At 52.6% G+C, this 18550-nt stretch carries 18 protein-coding genes; 3 read left to right on the top strand and 15 right to left on the bottom strand.

The window, feature by feature from the left end:
* Window positions 1-17: 17 nt before the first annotated feature.
* From plsX to yceD, 3 genes are all read right to left on the bottom strand, one after another.
* A complete protein-coding gene (gene plsX / locus ACJHX4_RS04485; protein WP_000197578.1) occupies window positions 18-1088 on the bottom strand; it encodes a phosphate acyltransferase PlsX in 1071 nt (356 codons plus the stop codon).
* A gap of 80 nt (window positions 1089-1168) precedes the next feature.
* Window positions 1169-1342, bottom strand: a complete 174-nt coding sequence (gene rpmF / locus ACJHX4_RS04480) for a 50S ribosomal protein L32 (RefSeq protein WP_000290727.1) — start codon at window positions 1340-1342, stop codon at window positions 1169-1171.
* Window positions 1343-1393: 51 nt separating this feature from the next.
* On the bottom strand, window positions 1394-1915 hold the full coding sequence (gene yceD, locus ACJHX4_RS04475; protein WP_001174481.1) for a 23S rRNA accumulation protein YceD: 522 nt from the start codon (window positions 1913-1915) through the stop codon (window positions 1394-1396).
* A gap of 198 nt (window positions 1916-2113) precedes the next feature.
* On the opposite strand from yceD, the gene yceF reads away from it, so the two are divergent.
* Window positions 2114-2698, top strand: coding sequence for a 7-methyl-GTP pyrophosphatase (gene yceF, locus ACJHX4_RS04470; protein ID WP_012896768.1), 585 nt, complete (start codon window positions 2114-2116; stop codon window positions 2696-2698).
* 111 nt (window positions 2699-2809) lie between these two features.
* On the opposite strand, the gene rluC is transcribed toward yceF, so the two are convergent.
* On the bottom strand, window positions 2810-3769 hold the full coding sequence (rluC, locus tag ACJHX4_RS04465) for a 23S rRNA pseudouridine(955/2504/2580) synthase RluC (protein ID WP_000846342.1): 960 nt from the start codon (window positions 3767-3769) through the stop codon (window positions 2810-2812).
* A gap of 572 nt (window positions 3770-4341) precedes the next feature.
* Here rluC and rne point away from each other — a divergent pair.
* Window positions 4342-7527, top strand: coding sequence for a ribonuclease E (gene rne, locus ACJHX4_RS04460; protein WP_000827406.1), 3186 nt, complete (start codon window positions 4342-4344; stop codon window positions 7525-7527).
* Between the two features lie 194 nt (window positions 7528-7721).
* Here rne and flgL read toward each other — a convergent pair whose 3' ends face one another.
* The 11 genes from flgL to flgB form a co-directional block, all read right to left on the bottom strand.
* Window positions 7722-8675: a flagellar hook-associated protein FlgL gene (gene flgL, locus ACJHX4_RS04455; RefSeq protein WP_001212762.1), complete on the bottom strand. Its 954-nt coding sequence runs from the start codon at window positions 8673-8675 to the stop codon at window positions 7722-7724.
* 11 nt (window positions 8676-8686) lie between these two features.
* Window positions 8687-10330 carry a flagellar hook-associated protein FlgK gene (gene flgK, locus ACJHX4_RS04450; RefSeq protein WP_000096483.1) on the bottom strand — a complete coding sequence of 548 codons (1644 nt, stop codon included), beginning with the start codon at window positions 10328-10330 and terminating at the stop codon, window positions 8687-8689.
* A 65-nt stretch (window positions 10331-10395) separates the two neighbouring features.
* Window positions 10396-11337: a flagellar assembly peptidoglycan hydrolase FlgJ gene (gene flgJ, locus ACJHX4_RS04445; protein ID WP_001295961.1), complete on the bottom strand. Its 942-nt coding sequence runs from the start codon at window positions 11335-11337 to the stop codon at window positions 10396-10398.
* Window positions 11337-12434: a flagellar basal body P-ring protein FlgI gene (gene flgI, locus ACJHX4_RS04440; RefSeq protein ID WP_327643341.1), complete on the bottom strand. Its 1098-nt coding sequence runs from the start codon at window positions 12432-12434 to the stop codon at window positions 11337-11339. Before flgI ends, flgJ begins: the two co-directional genes overlap by 1 nt.
* An 11-nt stretch (window positions 12435-12445) precedes the next feature.
* Window positions 12446-13144: a flagellar basal body L-ring protein FlgH gene (gene flgH / locus ACJHX4_RS04435; protein WP_001295960.1), complete on the bottom strand. Its 699-nt coding sequence runs from the start codon at window positions 13142-13144 to the stop codon at window positions 12446-12448.
* A 53-nt stretch (window positions 13145-13197) separates the two neighbouring features.
* The gene (flgG, locus tag ACJHX4_RS04430) at window positions 13198-13980 is read right to left on the bottom strand and encodes a flagellar basal-body rod protein FlgG (protein ID WP_000625837.1); all 783 of its coding nucleotides are present in this window, start codon (window positions 13978-13980) and stop codon (window positions 13198-13200) included.
* Between the two features lie 171 nt (window positions 13981-14151).
* The gene (gene flgF, locus ACJHX4_RS04425) at window positions 14152-14907 is read right to left on the bottom strand and encodes a flagellar basal-body rod protein FlgF (RefSeq protein ID WP_000349340.1); all 756 of its coding nucleotides are present in this window, start codon (window positions 14905-14907) and stop codon (window positions 14152-14154) included.
* A 19-nt stretch (window positions 14908-14926) separates the two neighbouring features.
* Entirely contained in the window at window positions 14927-16132 is a 1206-nt protein-coding gene (flgE, locus tag ACJHX4_RS04420; protein WP_000885885.1) for a flagellar hook protein FlgE, read from the bottom strand.
* A gap of 24 nt (window positions 16133-16156) precedes the next feature.
* The gene (gene flgD / locus ACJHX4_RS04415; protein WP_000020484.1) at window positions 16157-16852 is read right to left on the bottom strand and encodes a flagellar hook assembly protein FlgD; all 696 of its coding nucleotides are present in this window, start codon (window positions 16850-16852) and stop codon (window positions 16157-16159) included.
* An 11-nt stretch (window positions 16853-16863) separates the two neighbouring features.
* Window positions 16864-17268, bottom strand: a complete 405-nt coding sequence (flgC, locus tag ACJHX4_RS04410) for a flagellar basal body rod protein FlgC (RefSeq protein WP_001196460.1) — start codon at window positions 17266-17268, stop codon at window positions 16864-16866.
* A gap of 3 nt (window positions 17269-17271) precedes the next feature.
* Complete coding sequence (gene flgB, locus ACJHX4_RS04405; RefSeq protein ID WP_000884697.1) at window positions 17272-17688, bottom strand: flagellar basal body rod protein FlgB; 417 nt, start codon at window positions 17686-17688, stop codon at window positions 17272-17274.
* Window positions 17689-17842: 154 nt separating this feature from the next.
* Between flgB and flgA the strand changes: the two genes are divergently transcribed.
* On the top strand, window positions 17843-18502 hold the full coding sequence (gene flgA, locus ACJHX4_RS04400; RefSeq protein ID WP_000955721.1) for a flagellar basal body P-ring formation chaperone FlgA: 660 nt from the start codon (window positions 17843-17845) through the stop codon (window positions 18500-18502).
* Window positions 18503-18550 lie beyond the last annotated feature (48 nt).

Here is an 18550-nt window from a genome sequence, read left to right as displayed (position 1 = left end):
TCGCTGGCAGCGTCCTGCTACCGCAGAGTTCCGCTTTTGCCACCGTCCAGCAGCTCAAAACCAGCTGGGTATACAGATTCCAGGCGAGCGGCAATTCGCTGAGGAACTTGTCGCTGCACCGCCTGCACTGCCTGTTCAATCGCGACCGCAAAAGCTCGCTGATTGGCTGCACCATGACTTTTTATCACCGTGCCGCGCAATCCTAACAGACAGGCGCCGTTATACTGGTCGGGGTTGAGGTGACTGAATCGCCTCGTCAGGCTCTTTTGTAGCCAACGCTTTAATAACAGTAGCCACCACGACCGTTTTTTCCCTTCACCCTGAGATTTCAGCAGAGAAAGGAACATCCTGACAACACCTTCCATCGTCTTTAATGTGACATTTCCTGTAAAGCCGTCACAAACCAGCACATCTGTCTTGCCAGTTAACAACTCATTGGCTTCAAGATAGCCGATATAATTGATAGAAGGGATTGTTTTAAGCACCGCTGAGGCATCCCGAATACTGTCGAGACCCTTTACTTCTTCTTCACCAATATTGAGCAACGCCACGCGAGGATTAGGAATTTCCACCACCTCTTCAGCCAGAACTGAGCCCATAATGGCAAATTGCACCAACATTGTACTGTCACAATCGACGTTGGCCCCTAAATCGAGGACCACCGTTTTGCCCTTTTGCTGATGCGGTAATACCGTCACCAGCGCCGGACGCTCAATCCCCTCCAGGGGCTTGAGTAATAATTTTGCCAGCCCCATTAGCGCCCCGGTATTACCGGCACTGACACAGGCTTGCGCTCGACCTTCTTTCACCAGCTCCAGGGCCACGCGCATTGAACTCCCACGACTGGCGCGGATAGCTTGCGAAGGCCGGGCATCACTGGCGATAACTGACTGCGCAGGAATAATCTGCAGACGCGAACGTTGTTCAAAGTCAGCTTTAGCAAGTAATGGCGTGATGGCGTCGGGATTGCCGACTAAAAGAAGAGTGAGTTGCGAATTAGAATTCAGTGCCTGCAATGCTGCAGGCACTGTCACGGAAGGGCCAAAATCCCCTCCCATGACATCTAACGCCAGGGTTAGACGTGTCAAGGTATCGTCGCCGCCCGGTTTGGTCTTTCCCCAGTTGCCTGGGGAAAATCCTCACTAAGCTTCATCACGCAGACGCGTAATTACTTAGCGATGACCTTGCGGCCGCGGTAGTAACCGTCGGCAGTGATGTGGTGACGCAGGTGTTTTTCACCAGAAGTTTTGTCTACAGACAGGCTGGTGACTGCGGTCAGCGCGTCATGGGAACGACGCATGCCACGTTTGGAACGGGTTGGTTTATTCTGTTGTACGGCCATGGACCTTACTCCTCAATTACGGTTTATCCCCGATCCAACGGGGAGCACCAATTACTTACGCTTTAAGCTGGCTAATACGGCAAATGGGTTTGGCTTTTGCGCTTCTTCAGGCAGTTCACCAAAGACCATGTCCGCTTCGGACACTTCACAGTGTTCAGAATCATGCACCGGAACTACCGGCAAGGCGAGGATGATTTCATCTTCAACCATTGCAAGCAGATCGATTTCACCGAATTCGTTAACCTCAATCGGTTCATACGCTTCCGGCAGTGCTTCAGCCTGTTCGTCTGAACGCACAGGACTAAAACAATACGTTGTGTAGACCTGATGAGTAAACGGCTTCCCGCAACGCTGACACTCGAGCGTTACCGTCACCTTCGCATCGCCGTTTAACACTGCGAGACGTTGGTTATCGATAGCGAACGACATGGAGCATTCCACATCACTGTCCACACTGACTACGGATTCGGCGACGCGCTCAACCTGATCAGGAGTATAGATACCCTGGTAATCAAGGCGTTTTTGAGCCGTACGAACCGGATCGAGAGTCAGGGGTAATTTTACCTTTTGCATAGGGCGCGCATATTAACTTTGTAACGTCATAGAGTCAAAGAAAAAGGCAGCCTGTGGTTGCCTTTTGCCAATAATTCGCACACATTGCGGGTTACTGCTTTATTTTCGTTCAGTGCTGATAACGAACATCAACCTGCAAAACGAAGCGCATAGTTTAAAATGGCTATCATCAATACGCTATATCTGATGGAAAAAAATATGCCTGAACTTATTTTAGCCTCCACCTCGCCCTGGCGTCGCGCTCTTCTGGAAAAACTGCAAATCTCTTTTGAATGTGCAGCACCCGAGGTCGACGAAACTCCACGCAGCGACGAATCACCGCGACAGTTGGTGCTTCGACTGGCACAAGAAAAAGCGCAATCTCTGGCGTCACGTTATCCGGATCATTTAATTATTGGTTCAGACCAGGTATGTGTTCTTGATGGCGAAATCACCGGTAAACCGTTAACGGAAGAAAATGCCCGTCTGCAATTACGCAAAGCCAGCGGCAATATCGTCACCTTCTATACTGGACTGGCGTTGTTTAATTCGGCGAATGGGCATCTACAAACAGAAGTGGAGCCTTTTGACGTCCATTTCCGTCACCTGAGCGAGGCGGAGATTGATAATTACGTGCGTAAAGAGCATCCCCTGCACTGCGCGGGTAGCTTTAAGAGTGAAGGATTTGGCATTACGCTGTTTGAGCGTTTAGAGGGGCGTGATCCTAACACGCTGGTTGGTTTACCGCTAATCGCGCTGTGTCAGATGTTACGTCGGGAAGGAAAAAACCCGCTGATGGGATAGTTTTTTGCGCCGGATGCGGTTACGTCGCATCCGGCAATCGGTGCTGGCGGCCTGATGCGGCATAAACGCCTTATCAGGCCAACCGCCCATTATCATGCTTATATGCTCGTATTAGCGCGCGTTACGCAGTTTTTGCAAACAACGCTTCAAACCATCATCCATCGGCGCTTCGATACGCATCACCTCACCGGTCCCCGGATGGGTAAACTTCAACGCTGCGGCGTGCAGGAACAGACGATTTAATCCCGTGCCTGCTTCAGTGAGCTGTCTGTCAAATTCACGGTCACCGTAGCGATCGTCAAAGGCAATCGGATGACCCGCATATTGTGTATGCACACGGATCTGATGAGTACGCCCTGTTACCGGGCTACAACGCACCAGGGTGGCAAATGCATAGCGCTCTTCCACTTTAAAGCGTGTTTCCGACGGTTTGCCTTCCTGACTCACACGCACGATACGTTCGCCGCTTTGCAGAATATTTTTCAGTAACGGCGCTTGAACGCTCTTCACATGCGACTGCCACTGACCGCGCACCAGCGCCAGGTAATCTTTTTGCATCCCTTTTTCACGTAATTGCTCATGCAGAGAACGCAACGCCGAGCGTTTTTTCGCTACCAGCAACACACCTGAGGTGTCCCGGTCAAGACGATGAACCAGTTCAAGGAACCGCGCTTCCGGGCGCAACGCCCGCAAACCTTCGATAACGCCGAAGCTTAAACCACTACCGCCATGTACCGCCGTACCGGAAGGTTTATTCAGCACCAGGATATGGTCATCTTCATATAAGATGACGTCCGCCAGCGCCGCCACCTTTTGCAGATGTGGCGAAACCGCCTCTTCTTCCCGTTCAGCAACGCGAACCGGTGGGATACGCACCTCATCACCCGCTTCGAGTTTATATTCAGGCTTAATACGTTTTTTGTTCACCCGCACTTCGCCTTTACGCAAAATACGGTAAATCATACTTTTTGGTACACCTTTCAATTGGGTACGCAAAAAGTTATCGATACGTTGCCCCGCTTCGTCAGCGGTGATAGCAACAATTTTTACGGATGGAGTCTCTGTTTTCATGGTGGGCGATTCTAATTAGCCAACAGGATTCGCGCCACTCATTTTTCTATGCTTATATTTAGTTTTGCACCTTATTACTTCACTACATGATCACTTTATTGATGGTTATTAAACCAATCACCAGCAAGAAGTGAAAAAACTGTGAGTAAGCGGGTGATAAATGGTAAAAGTCATCTTGCTATAACAAGGCTTGCAGTGGAATAATGAGGCCGTTTCCGTGTCCATCCTTGTTAAAACAAGAAATTTTACGGAATAACCCATTTTGCCCGACCGATCATCCACGCAGCAATGGCGTAAGACGTATTGATCTTTCAGGCAGTTAGCGGGCTGCGGGTTGCAGTCCTTACCGGTAGATGGAAATATTTCTGGAGAGTAATACCCAGTCTGTTTCTTTGATAATTGCGCTGTTTTTCCGCATGAAAAACGGGCAACCGACACTCTGCGCCTCTTTGAGCTGACGATAACCGTGAGGTTGGCGACGCGACTAGACACGAGGCCATCGGTTCACACCCGGAAAGGCGTTACTTTGCCCGCAGCTTAGTCGTCAATGTAAGAATAATGAGTAAGTTACGATGAAAAGAATGTTAATCAACGCAACTCAGCAGGAAGAGTTGCGCGTTGCCCTTGTAGATGGGCAGCGTCTGTATGACCTGGATATCGAAAGTCCAGGGCACGAGCAGAAAAAGGCAAACATCTACAAAGGTAAAATCACCCGCATTGAACCGAGTCTGGAAGCTGCTTTTGTTGATTACGGCGCTGAACGTCACGGTTTCCTCCCACTAAAAGAAATTGCCCGCGAATATTTCCCTGCTAACTACAGTGCTCATGGTCGTCCCAACATTAAAGATGTGTTGCGTGAAGGTCAGGAAGTCATTGTTCAGATCGATAAAGAAGAGCGCGGCAACAAAGGCGCGGCATTAACCACCTTTATCAGTCTGGCGGGTAGCTATCTGGTTCTGATGCCGAACAACCCGCGCGCGGGTGGTATTTCTCGTCGTATCGAAGGCGACGACCGTACCGAATTAAAAGAAGCACTGGCAAGCCTTGAACTGCCGGAAGGCATGGGGCTTATCGTGCGCACCGCTGGCGTCGGCAAATCTGCTGAGGCGCTGCAATGGGATTTAAGCTTCCGTCTGAAACACTGGGAAGCCATCAAAAAAGCCGCTGAAAGCCGCCCGGCTCCGTTCCTGATTCATCAGGAGAGCAACGTAATCGTTCGCGCATTCCGCGATTACTTACGCCAGGACATCGGCGAAATCCTTATCGATAACCCGAAAGTGCTCGAACTGGCACGTCAGCATATCGCTGCATTAGGCCGCCCGGATTTCAGCAGCAAAATCAAACTGTACACCGGCGAGATCCCGCTGTTCAGCCACTACCAGATCGAGTCGCAGATCGAGTCCGCCTTCCAGCGTGAAGTTCGTCTGCCATCCGGTGGTTCCATTGTTATCGACAGCACCGAAGCGTTAACGGCCATCGACATCAACTCCGCACGCGCGACCCGCGGCGGCGATATCGAAGAAACCGCGTTTAACACCAACCTCGAAGCTGCCGATGAGATTGCTCGTCAGTTGCGCCTGCGTGACCTCGGCGGCCTGATTGTTATCGACTTCATCGACATGACGCCAGTACGCCACCAGCGTGCGGTAGAAAACCGTCTGCGTGAAGCGGTGCGTCAGGACCGGGCGCGTATTCAAATCAGCCATATTTCTCGCTTTGGCCTGCTGGAAATGTCCCGTCAGCGCCTGAGCCCATCACTGGGTGAATCCAGCCATCACGTCTGCCCGCGCTGCTCCGGTACCGGTACCGTTCGTGACAACGAATCGCTGTCGCTCTCTATTCTGCGTCTGATCGAAGAAGAAGCGCTGAAAGAGAACACCCAGGAAGTTCACGCCATTGTTCCTGTGCCAATTGCTTCTTACCTGCTGAATGAAAAACGTTCTGCGGTAAATGCGATTGAAACTCGTCAGGACGGCGTACGCTGTGTGATTGTGCCAAACGATCAGATGGAAACCCCGCACTACCATGTGCTGCGCGTGCGCAAAGGGGAAGAAACCCCAACCTTAAGCTACATGCTGCCGAAGCTGCATGAAGAAGCGATGGCGCTGCCGTCTGAAGAAGAGTTCGCTGAACGTAAGCGTCCGGAACAACCTGCGCTGGCAACCTTTGCCATGCCGGATGTGCCGCCAGCACCAACGCCAGCTGAACCTGCCGCGCCTGTCGTAGCCCCAGCACCTAAATCTGCACCGGCAACACCAGCCGCTCCTGCCCAACCTGGGCTGTTGAGCCGCTTCTTCGGCGCACTGAAAGCGCTGTTCAGCGGTGGTGAAGAAACCAAACCGTCCGAGCAACCAACACCGAAAGCAGAAGCGAAACCGGAACGTCAACAGGATCGTCGCAAGCCTCGTCAGAACAACCGCCGTGACCGTAATGAGCGCCGCGACCCTCGTAGTGAACGTACTGAAGGCAGCGATAATCGCGAAGAAAACCGTCGTAATCGTCGCCAGGCACAGCAGCAGACTGCCGAGACGCGTGAGAGCCGTCAGCAGGCAGAGGTAACGGAAAAAGCGCGTACCACCGACGAGCAGCAAACGCCGCGTCGTGAACGTAGCCGCCGCCGTAACGATGATAAACGTCAGGCGCAACAAGAAGTGAAGGCGCTGAATGTTGAAGAGCAATCTGTTCAGGAAACCGAACAGGAAGAACGTGTACGTCCGGTTCAGCCGCGTCGTAAACAGCGTCAGCTCAATCAGAAAGTGCGTTACGAGCAAAGCGTAGCCGAAGAAGCGGTAGTCGCACCGGTGGTTGAAGAAACTGTCGCAGCCGAACCAATTGTTCAGGAAGCGGCAGCCCCACGCACAGAATTGGTGAAAGTTCCGCTGCCAGTCGTAGCGCAAACTGCACCAGAACAGCAAGAAGAGAACAATGCTGATAACCGTGACAACGGTGGCATGCCGCGTCGTTCTCGCCGCTCGCCTCGTCACCTGCGCGTAAGTGGTCAGCGTCGTCGTCGCTATCGTGACGAGCGTTATCCAACCCAGTCGCCAATGCCGTTGACCGTAGCGTGCGCGTCTCCGGAACTGGCCTCTGGCAAAGTCTGGATCCGCTATCCAATTGTACGTCCGCAAGATGTACAGGTTGAAGAGCAGCGCGAACAGGAAGAAGTACAAGTGCAGCCGATGGTGACTGAGGTCCCTGTCGCCGCCGCTGCCGAACCTGTTGTTAGCGCGCCAGTTGTTGAAGAAGTGGCTGAAGTCGTAGAAGCCCCCGTTCAGGTTGCCGAACCGCAACCGGAAGTGGTTGAAACGACGCATCCTGAAGTGATTGCTGCCGCGGTAACTGAACAGCCGCAGGTGATTACCGAGTCTGATGTTGCCGTAGCCCAGGAAGTTGCAGAACACGCAGAACCGGTGGTTGAACCGCAGGAAGAGACGGCAGATATTGAAGAAGTTGCCGAAACTGCTGAGGTTGTGGTTGCTGAACCTGAAGTTGTTGCTCAACCTGCCGCGCCAGTCGTCGCTGAAGTCACAGCAGAAGTTGAAACGGTAGCTGCGGTTGAACCTGAGGTCACCGTTGAGCATAACCACGCTACCGCGCCGATGACGCGCGCTCCGGCACCGGAATATGTTCCGGAAGCACCGCGTCACAGTGACTGGCAGCGCCCTACTTTTGCCTTCGAAGGTAAAGGTGCCGCAGGTGGTCATACGGCAACGCATCATGCATCTGCCGCTCCTGCGCGTCCGCAACCTGTTGAGTAATAGTTAGCTCAAGTAATCAAGCCCTGGTAACTGCCAGGGCTTTTTTATTTCATCTTTGAGTCAACATATTAAAATTCATCAAATGGCATCCTTGCTAACCAACAATACAAAATAGGCAAAAAAATGCCCGCTCCGGCGATCCCAGAGCGGGCAGACAAAACATACCCAGTTTCATGATATGTTTTAAAGCGAGCTTATTTGTTGAGCTGGAAGAGCGACAATCCCTGCATATCGGTAAATGCTTTATACGATGCCTGCAATGCCGTTTGCTGCATGATGTAAGATGAAATAGTTGCATTCCAGTCCACATCAACCAGATCGCTCATCTGCTGCGTTTGCCCTAAAGCGCGATCGCTACCTAATGAATCCAGCGACTCCAGTTCGTTCAGTTGCGTGCCTAATTCCGCGCGAACAGTCAGCACATTGTTCAGCGAGTTTTTCAGTCCGCGGTTGGTTTTATCCAGTGCCGCAGCGGCGGTTTCTTTATCCGCTTCGCTATCCGCGACCGGCGTTTTCAGGGCTGCGATGGCGCTATCCAGCATGGCAAAAAGATTGGTTTCAGAAGCGCTACCGTCTGGTTCCGCTACCGCGTTGCTAGTAATACTGTCGAAAATTTTGTCGCCCGTATGTCCTATCACCATCGAACGCGAAGCATCGACCTGTTGTTTAATACTTTCTGCTCCGCCTTCGTATTTGCCATCCGCCTCGCTAAACGGTGCGGATTCTGTTTTATAACCGGCAAAAATGTAGCGCCCGTTACCGTCAGTGGTGTTCGCCAGATTCAGCAACTGGTCACGAAGCCCCTGAATATCCGTAGCCAGCGAGGCCCGGTCATCGTCACTCAAGGTGCCATTGCTGGCGTAGACAATTTTTTCCTGAGCATTCTGTATAGCGGTTGTGACCTGGCTAAGTACACTCTCTTCCAGTGACACTTTTTGAGTGGCGAAAGTACGCGCCAGCGTGTACTGGCTGTTTTGCGCCTGTGCCTGGGAGAGAACAACAGCTTGTGATGCAGCAATGGGATCATCTGAAGGGTTAACGACTCGCTTACCCGTCGACATCTGTTCGCCGTACTTCATCCATTCTGCCTGAGAATTGGTGATGCCGCGCATGTTTTGCTGGTACATCATCTGGGTACTGAAACGCATTTTATCTCCCCTTAGCGAATGTTAATCAGCGCATCAAAAATCGCGTTTGCCGTCTGCAGAACCTGCGCATTCGCGAGGTAATACTGCTGAAAACGTTGCAGATTTCCGTACTCCTCATCGAGATTGACACCGGAAATCGACTGCTGCTGATTGGAAAGCTGCGTCACCACATTACCTTGAGTGGTGCTACTGGTTTTCAACGTCGCGGTTTTATTACCGATATCACTCACTAACGAGGCATAAGCGTCGTTAAAGGATTTCGCACCGCCCACCGTTTTACTGTTGCTTTGCAGATCGAGCAGGGCCTGACCGTTGCGGTTGTCGCTATCACCCGCATCTTCTGCGCTCGCCATGGCGATTTTCGCTTCGTCGGTGATTAATACATCCATGTTGACGATGGCGTCACTTACCGGTTTCAGCGTGAAGCTGTCGTTAACGGCAGGCGTTCCTGTAAACGTCAACTCCAGACCATCAAATGCCACTTTACCGTTGGCATCCGGCGTCACCGTAAAAGTGGTATTGCTGGCAAGGCGGGTGACCTGCCACTGATTATTATCGAACGAGATTTTGTAATCTGTCGCCAGTACCGCGGAGGTATCAGTTACCGTTGCACCGATCGCAACGTCACCTTTGTTTTTCGTGTTTTGCAGAACCGCGGGCTTACCGATAGCAAAGAAATCTTCACCGGCATCGCCGTTAGCATCAAATCCGGCTTTGTGTTGGGTGTTGAAAGCCTCGGCAAATGCCAGCGCCAGTTGTCCAAGCGTATTACGCGTCTGGTCCAGATCCTGAGAACGGAATGTCAGAATGCCGCCCAGCGACCCGGTATTCAGTAATTTCTCCGGGATCTCAATATTGCCTGCCGTCCCATCAACATAAGCGACAGTCGTACGAGAAGGGTCGGCGCTGGAAGGAACTGCCGCAAGTTGCCGCGCCGTACTTCCCTGAACCAGTGAGTAGCCATTGGCCATCGTGATGTTATAAGTGCCACCATCCTGAACACTGACTTCTACGCCAACAATCTGGTTTAATTCGCTCACCAGTTGATCGCGTTGATCCAGCAGATTGTTAGGTGACGCCCCTGCCCCCACGCCTGTCAGGCGGGAGATCTGATCGTTCAGGCTGGCGATTTGTTTAGCGTAATTGTTGATCTGATCAACACTGGCACCTATCGCGATATTGACCTGTTTGTCCTGGTCGCGCAGATATTGATCGGTGGTTTTAAACTGATTCACCAACCCTTCTGATTTCCCAATCAGCGCCTGGCGCGCTGCCGGATCTTCCGCGTTACTCACCAGCGTTTGCAGGCTGGTGAAGAAATCCTGCATCTGTGTTGCCAGCGAAGAGGTACTGGTGGAGAGCATATTGTCGATTTTCGACATCTGCTCATAGCGGGCAGTCAGGCCGCTACTTTGCGTCTGCGCCGCACGTAACTGGTTGGTAATAAACGCATCATACTCACGCTGCACACCAGAAACGTAGACGCCATTGCCAACCCAGCCGCCAGCGCCCAACGTGCTATTGGCCTGCGCCATAATAGTGGTTTGGCGGGTATATCCGGCAACGTTATAGCTGGAGATATTATTACTTGCCGTATTTAACGCCGCCTGGGCCGCGTTCAGTCCGCTCATGGCGTTATTGATCAAGCTGGACATGGAGGTTCCTTATAAGCCTTCAATTACAGAGTATTATCGGCAGCGACCCGCCGGACTTGAGTTATTCAGAACAGATTATCAATGTTCATGCTGTAGGTTTTGCTCACCTTGTCGCTTATCGATTTCATCTGCTGAATCATGTTGGTGAGTTTGCGGGCATAGTGAGGATCGGTGGCATAGCCCGCGTCCTGTAGGGCCTGCGCCCCCTGCTCCGCACTCGCGGCGGTCGTCACGGCGGCGTAGCGCGGGTTACGCGTTAACAGCCCAACGTAATCCGACAATGCTTCCAGATACGAGCTGTAGACCCGAAACTTCGCTTTTACTTTCTTCGCTTCGCCATTTTCATATTCAGTCGTGGTGATTTCAGTGACTGGCCCTTTCCAGTTGCCAGAGGCTTTGACACCAAACAGGTTATAGCTCGGCTCGCCGTTTTCACGGCGGATTTGCCGTTGTCCCCAGCCAGATTCCAGCGCCGCCTGAGCGAGGATCAAATGATGTGGCACACCACTTTGCTGGCTTGCCAGTTGGGCGGGCAGCGAGAGTTGCGCGAGGAATGCTTTACTGTCACCCGGCAGCGAATCATCGTAGTTACGTGGTACGGCCTTTTGCACCAGCTGCGAAAGCGTCTGATTTTGATAACGCACCACGGTTTCGAGCGGGAATTTTATCGGTGCTGCTGGCGTGGACTCCTCTGGCAATGGTTGTTCTGGCGTCATCTGTTTAACCATCATCTCTGCCAGCCCCAGACCTTTGCCCGCCGTCATCTGTTGGGCAATCTGCTGGTCATACATACTGGTATACAGGCGAGTGTGCTCGCTGCTGAACAGGCCATCTTTTGGTAAAGCGTCGCGCATGCTTTTCAACATCATCTGCACGAACATCCCTTCCACCTGGCGGGCCACCGGACGGATATTTGCCGCTGGATCTTCGCCCGCTTTCGCCTTTAGTTCGTTGAGTGATTGCGCATCCCAGGCCGCACTTGCCAGTAGTTTGCTGTCGCTGATCATCAGATGATTTCCAGTTTTGCCCGCAGACATCCCGCACTTTGCATTGATTGCAGTATGGACATCAGATCCATCGGCGTAGCGCCCAGCGCATTGAGCGCACGCACCACGTTATTGAGGCTGGCGCTGGAACGTACGCTTTGCAGCGAACCGCCGCTCTGGCGTAAATCGATCTGCGTTTGTGGAGTAACCACAGTCTGCCCACCACCAAACGGTGTATCTGGCTGGCTGACATTGGCCTGACGATTAACTGTTACTGAGAGATTCCCCTGCGCTACCGCGCAGCTGTCGAGGGTCACTTCGCGATTCATCACCACCGAACCAGTGCGCGAGTTAATCACTACTTTAGCGTCCTGCGGGGTGACATTAACCTGCATATTCTGGATATCGGCAAGGAAACGGACCTGGGAACTGTTGCCACTTGGTACGCGCACCTGAATAGTCCGCGCATCTAACGCGGTGGCGCTGCCATATCCACGCACGCGGTTGATGGTGTCAGCGATTTGCTGCGCCATACTGAAATCTTCGTCGTTAAGTTGCAAATTAAGGGTATTCCCGACGCCAAACTGGCTGGGCAATTCACGTTCAATAACCGCACCATTGGTGATCCGTCCACCGTTCAGTTGATTCACCTGAACACTGCTACCGCCAGCGGAGGCCACTGCGCCGCCAACCAGAATATTGCCCTGCGCCAGCGCATACACCTGACTGTCAACGCCCTTAAGCGGTGTCATCAATAACGTACCGCCACGCAGACTTTTGGCATTTCCCATGGAAGAAACCACCACGTCAATGGTTTGCCCCTGACGTCCAAACGGTGGAAGTGACGCTGTCACCATAACCGCAGCGACGTTTTTTAGCTGCATATTAGTGCCCGTCGGAACGGTAATTCCCAGCTGTGAGAGCATGTTATTAAGCGTTTGTGTGGTAAACGGCGTCTGAGTTGTCTGGTCACCTGTACCATCAAGCCCCACCACCAGGCCATAGCCAATCAGTGAGTTTTGCCTTACCCCCTGAACACTGGTGAGATCGCGAATACGCTCAGCCTGAGCCGCCGTGGTAACCAGTAAAAGAATTAATGCAGAGAGAAATTTAATCACCACAGCCTCACTTACATTGGCGACAGGTTAAGGAAGAAACGCTGCAACCAGCCCATATTTTGCGCTTCGTTAATGTAGCCATTGCCTACGTATTCAATGCGCGCATCTGCCACCTGAGTAGACGGTACGGTATTGCTGCCGCTGATAGTGCGTGGATTAACCACCCCAGAGAAGCGAATAAATTCGGTACCCTGATTAATGGCGATCTGTTTTTCACCCACCACATGCAGGTTGCCGTTGACCAGTACCTGGTCAACCGTCACCGTCAACGTACCGCTAAAGGTATTGCTGGCATTGGCCCCGCCTTTTCCGTTGAACGTGTTACCACCGGAGGCTTCGACATCGGCACGAGCGTTACCAAACAACCCCTGCAAATAGCGCGGCACAGTATCAAAGCCAAAATTAGTTTTACCGTCACGGCTGGCATTCGCAGAGGAGCTTTTGCTGGCGCTGACGTTCTCCTGCAACACGATAGTCAGCGTATCGCCAATATTGCGTGGTCGACGATCTTCAAACAGCGGTTGATAGCCATAGTTAATCGGCTGAGCAGACTGGAAAATAGACCCGTTGGCGACGGGCGTCGGACCGGGAACCGGTTGTGCACTGGTCGCCCCCTGTACCAGCGGCGTGGAGGGTATCCAGGCGCAGCCGGTTAGTGAAAGCGCCAACAAGCTGGAAATGGCATAAGTATGCGCAGCGTTTTTTTGCATGGCTATCATCTTCAAAAATCAGTAAACCGGTGAACCTGCCCACCGGTTAAGCCTTAGAGTTGCGTCAGTTTTTGCAGCATCTGATCGGTGGTGGACACCGCTTTACTGTTGATTTCGTAAGCGCGTTGCACCTGAATCATATTGACCAGTTCTTCCGCCACGTTGACGTTAGACGTTTCAACATACCCTTGATACAGCAGTCCCGCGCCGTTCAGGCCCGGCGTGCTTTCGTTCGGTGCACCGGAGGATTGCGTTTCGGTGTAGAGGTTTTCGCCAATGCTCTCCAGTCCGGTGTCATTCATAAAGGTGGTGAGATTGAGCTGCCCAACCTGAACCGGAGCTGCCTGGCCTTGTTGGGTTACGCTGACCACGCCATCACGACCGATGGTGATACTTAACGCATTCGCCGGAATGGTGATCGCTGGCTGCACCTGAAAACCACCGGCCGTCACCAGCTGCCCGTTCTGATCCACCTGGAAAGAGCCGTCACGGGTATAGGCTGATGAGCCATCTGGCAACATCACCTGGAAAAAGCCCTGCCCTTTAATCGCGACGTCTTTACTGTTATTGGTTTGCGACAGGTTGCCCTGGCTGTGTAAACGTTCCGTGGCGACCGGGCGTACCCCCGTACCGATTTGTAATCCGGATGGTAAGGTGGTTTGTTCGGAAGACTGTGCCCCCGGCTGGCGAATGGTTTGATAAAGTAGATCTTCAAACACCGCGCGCTGACGCTTAAAACCGTTGGTACTAACGTTTGCCAGGTTGTTGGCAATGACGTCCATATTGGTTTGCTGGGCGTCAAGGCCCGTTTTGGCGATCCATAATGAACTGATCATAAAATGTCCTGTAGTGGATTAGTGACAAAGTGCATATGTCTTCTTGCCGGATGCGGCGTAAACGCCTTATCCGGCCTACAAGAGCTCGCAAAATCGATAAATTGCGATTGCCCCCATAGACCCGATAAACTTGCGCATAGGGCAACTTATACTTGTCATGTATCCTTTCAATTAACTCATCGACAGCAGTTGGTTGGCACGGCCTGCGTTATCATCGACGCTGCTGATCACCTTCATCTGCATTTCAAAACGCCGTGCGCTGGCAATCATGTCGCTCATTGCCGCAACGGCATTGACGTTACTGCCTTCCAGAACCCCCGACATCACACGCAAGGTTGGATCTGCCTGCAGTACCGGCCCACGCGTAGCCTGGCTTTCTGCGCTTAAACGAAAAATGCCATCGTCACCGCGCTGGACTTCGCTGCCCGTGGCTTTCACCAGCTTCAGACGCCCCACTGGCGCAACCGTATTTGCCGGATCGCCCGGATTCAGCGCCGAGATTGTGCCATCGGCAGCAATAGTGATTTCCGCCCCTTCCGGCACAGCAATTGGCCCCGCCTCGCCTACCACCGGATGTCCCTGAATTGTCAGTTGCCCGGTGGGATCAACCTGAATGCTGCCATTACGCGTATACCCTTCACTGCCGTCAGCGGTCTGCACGACCAGCCAACCATCCTGCTGCAACGCAACGTCCAGCGGGCGCGAGGTGTAATCCATCTTGCCGGGCGTCATGTCTGCACCCGGTGTTGACGCCGTTACCAGCGTGCGCGTGGGCAGTGAAAGCCCTTCCACCGGCACTGCGCGCAAGGCGTTTAACTGCGCGCGAAAACCGGGCGTAGAGGCATTGGCCAGATTACTGGCGGTTACCGCCTGTTGATTCAGCGTCTGGCTGGCTGCTCCCATCGCGGTATAAATTGCGTGATCCATTGAGCTATCCCGTCAGCGATTAGCGTAAGTTAACCAGCGTATTGAGGATCTGGTCCTGGGTTTTGATGGTCTGGGCGTTAGACTGATAGTTACGCTGGGCAACGATCATATTGACCAGTTCTTTACTGAGATCGACGTTGGACGCTTCCAGCGCACCGTTGGTCAGGGTGCCAAAGTTGCCCGTCCCGGCTGTCCCCAACAGCGCCACGCCAGAAGATTGCGTAGCGGACCAGACGTTGTCGCCTTCGGATGCCAGACCTTCGTTGTTGGCAAAGTTCGCCAGTACAATCTGCCCCAGCAGTTGGGTTTGTTCGTTGGAATAGTTGCCGACAACCGTACCGTCATCATTGATTTGATAACTCACCAGATCGCCCGGTTTGTAGCCGTTCTGGGTGGTTGCCACAATGTTGTTAGCGCCGGTATTTTGCTGCATGGAGTTGAGGAAGCTCAGGCTAAACGTGGCGGGATCTGCGCCGTTAATTGCGCCGGTGGTAATATCCTTTGTTGGATCTGAGGTCAGAACGCCATTGGCATTAAACACCAGCGTCGTTGCAGGGTTAGCTGTGCCTGTTGGATCACTGCTATCCAGGGTGTAAACATCCCAGTTATTATCCCCGGTCTTCACAAAGTAGACGCTCATGTCATGAGCATTACCCTGACTATCGAAAACAGTCACCGAACCTTTTTTGTTATAGCTATCCGCATTGCTGGCATCAAATGCGTTAACAGAGGGAAGCGAATCACTGGAATTCAGGTTGATCTGCATCGACGCCGTGGTGGTAGTTTTCGCTGCCATCAGGGTATTCGGAATCGAAATATTGGTCGGATTCGCCCCTTGCTGAATAGTCGGCGGCGTACCGGTTGCCGGGTAACCCGTCAGCTGTAAACCTTGCATATTCACCAGGTTACGGTTTTCATCCAGCTTAAATTGTCCGTTACGGCTGTAGAATACCGAACCATTGCTGTCTACCAGACGGAAAAAACCGTTCTGGCTGATAGCAACGTCCAGACCACGCCCGGTGTTGGTGGTCGTGCCATCGGTAAAGTCCTGAGTGATACCAGCAACTTTTACCCCCAGTCCCACTTTCGAACCGGCAAACATATCGGCAAAAGAGGCCGTGCCTGATTTAAAGCCGTAGGTGGCGGAGTTGGCGATATTGTTGCCAATAACATCGAGGTTGGTGGCGGCAGCGTTTAATCCGCTAACCGCTTGAGAAAAGGCCATGACTGACTCCTGAAATGTGAAGGCTTAAATTATCTGCCGTACTTCGTCGAGGGTAGTGGTGCCGTAAGTGCCAAGATCCAGCGTATTACCGTTGTTGCCGCGGATCACCCCCTGCACCAGAGCAAACTGCAGCGGTTGGGCAACCAGTTGTGTACCACCGTTACTGGCGCTAATCGCTACATTGTAAGAACCGTTCGGCGCAGTGCTGCCGTCAGTCAACGTACCGTCCCAGGTGAAACTGTGGACTCCGGCAGTCAGTTCACCGATATCAATGGTACGGACGACCGCGCCGTTTTTATCGGTGATGGTGGCCGTCACTTTGTCTGCTGCCTGTTGCAACTCAACACCAAACGGCGTGGTCGTGGTCACAGCCCCTTCTTCACTGCCGGTTCCCGCAAGAACTGTGGTACCGGGGATCATCACGCCGTGACCGATAAGGTTACTGGCCTGTAACGACTGACTGTTATCAATCTGTCCGGAAATAGATCCGAGCGTGGTATTGAGTTTTTCAATCCCACTGACCGTGCTGATTTGTGCCAATTGCGACGTCAGCTCGTTGTTTTCCATTGGATTGGTCGGGTCCTGGTTTTTCAGCTGCGCCACCAACAAAGTCAGAAAACTGCTTTGTAAATCTGCGGCGTTGCTGCCCGTGAGCGAACTACTGCTGGTGGTACTGACGCCGGTATTCGTCGGATCGGTGGTGGTTACCGCAATAGACATAGCTTTCTCCTTTATTGACCGAGCGTAAGGGTTTTCAGCATCATGCTTTTCACCGTGTTGAGCACTTCAACATTGGCCTGATAACTGCGTGACGCCGACATGGTGTTAACCATCTCCCCGACGACATCAACGTTTGGCATTTTCACGTAGCCCTTTGCATCCGCCAGCGGATTACCCGGTTCATAAACCAGTTTGTCCGGGGCCTGACTTTCTATAACATCGGCAACCTTTACGCCGCCTGTCGCAGCACCTGGTGCAGCGTTAACCTGGAATACCACCTGTTTTGCCCGATATGGCTGTCCATCGGGACCGGTCACGCTATCAGCATTCGCCAGATTACTGGCCGCCACGTTCAGACGCTGGGACTGGGCAGTTAACGCCGACCCGGCGATATCAAAAATATTCAGCAGTGCCATCCGTTAATTTCCGCTCTGTAAAACGTTCATCATGCCTTTAATTTGCCCGCTCAACGCGCTAAGGCTCATCTGGTATTGCAGGCTGTTATCGGCAAACTGGGTGCGTTCGCGATCCATATCGACAGTATTACCGTCAAGCGAAGGCTGGTCCGGAATACGGTATTGCAGTTCTGCGGAAGGAGGCGTCAGCGCCTGCGCCGGAATGTGTTGCGTTGAGGTCATCGTCAGAGCAACCACACTGGTTGCATCCCGTCCACGTTGCATGACTTTTTTAAGTTCACTGGCAAAATCGATATCGCGCGCCTGATAACCAGGGGTATCGGCATTGGCGATGTTTGCTGCCAGCACTTCCTGACGCTGGGCGCGCAGATTGAGCGCCTCTTGTTGAAAACGTAAGGCGGCGTCGAGCTTATCGAGCATATCTCCTCCGCAGGTATCAAAATTCTGCCATCAGCTTAAATGCCTTTACGCGCGCGTTATCGGCGGAATAAACGCAAAATGGGTCGCTATTTATGCCGTTGATGGTCATTGCGGACAGGTACAATTCACGTTGTAGAAATGGCTGGGGGCGAAAATGCTGACAATAAAACGTAGCGTGGCGATCATCGCGATACTCTTCAGTCCGTTAAGTACGGCGAGCAATCTCACATCGCAATTGCACAACTTTTTTAGCGCCCAACTCGCGGGGGTAAGTGATGAGGTTCGTGTTTCTATTCGTACAGCGCCCAATCTGCTACCGCCGTGCGAGCAGCCATTGCTTTCGATGAGCAATAATTCCCGCCTGTGGGGCAATGTGAATGTGTTGGCACGCTGCGGTAACGACAAACGATATTTACAGGTTAATGTACAGGCCACAGGAAATTATGTGGTTGCCGCGATGCCCATTGTGCGTGGAGGAAAGCTGGAAGCTGGCAATGTCAAACTGAAACGCGGACGGCTGGATACCTTGCCACCGCGTACGGTGCTGGATATCAATCAACTTGTTGATGCCGTTAGCCTGCGCGATCTATCACCCGATCAACCTATCCAGTTAACCCACTTTCGCCAGGCATGGCGGGTAAAAGCGGGACAACGCGTCAACGTTATCGCCAGCGGTGATGGGTTTAGCGCCAACGCAGAAGGTCAGGCGCTGAACAATGCAGCCGTCGCACAGAATGCGCGGGTGCGCATGATATCGGGACAAGTGGTCAGCGGCGTTGTTGATGCAGATGGGAATATTCTTATAAACCTGTAAGCTGTTAAAGATTACCCGTCCCTTGCCGATAAATAAGCAACACATGAT

The organism is Escherichia sp. WS2035, from assembly GCF_046487065.1.
GTDB classification, from domain to species: domain Bacteria; phylum Pseudomonadota; class Gammaproteobacteria; order Enterobacterales; family Enterobacteriaceae; genus Escherichia; species Escherichia coli.
The sequence above is the reverse complement of the archived record's forward strand: the minus strand, read 5'-3'. Positions and strand labels throughout refer to the sequence as shown.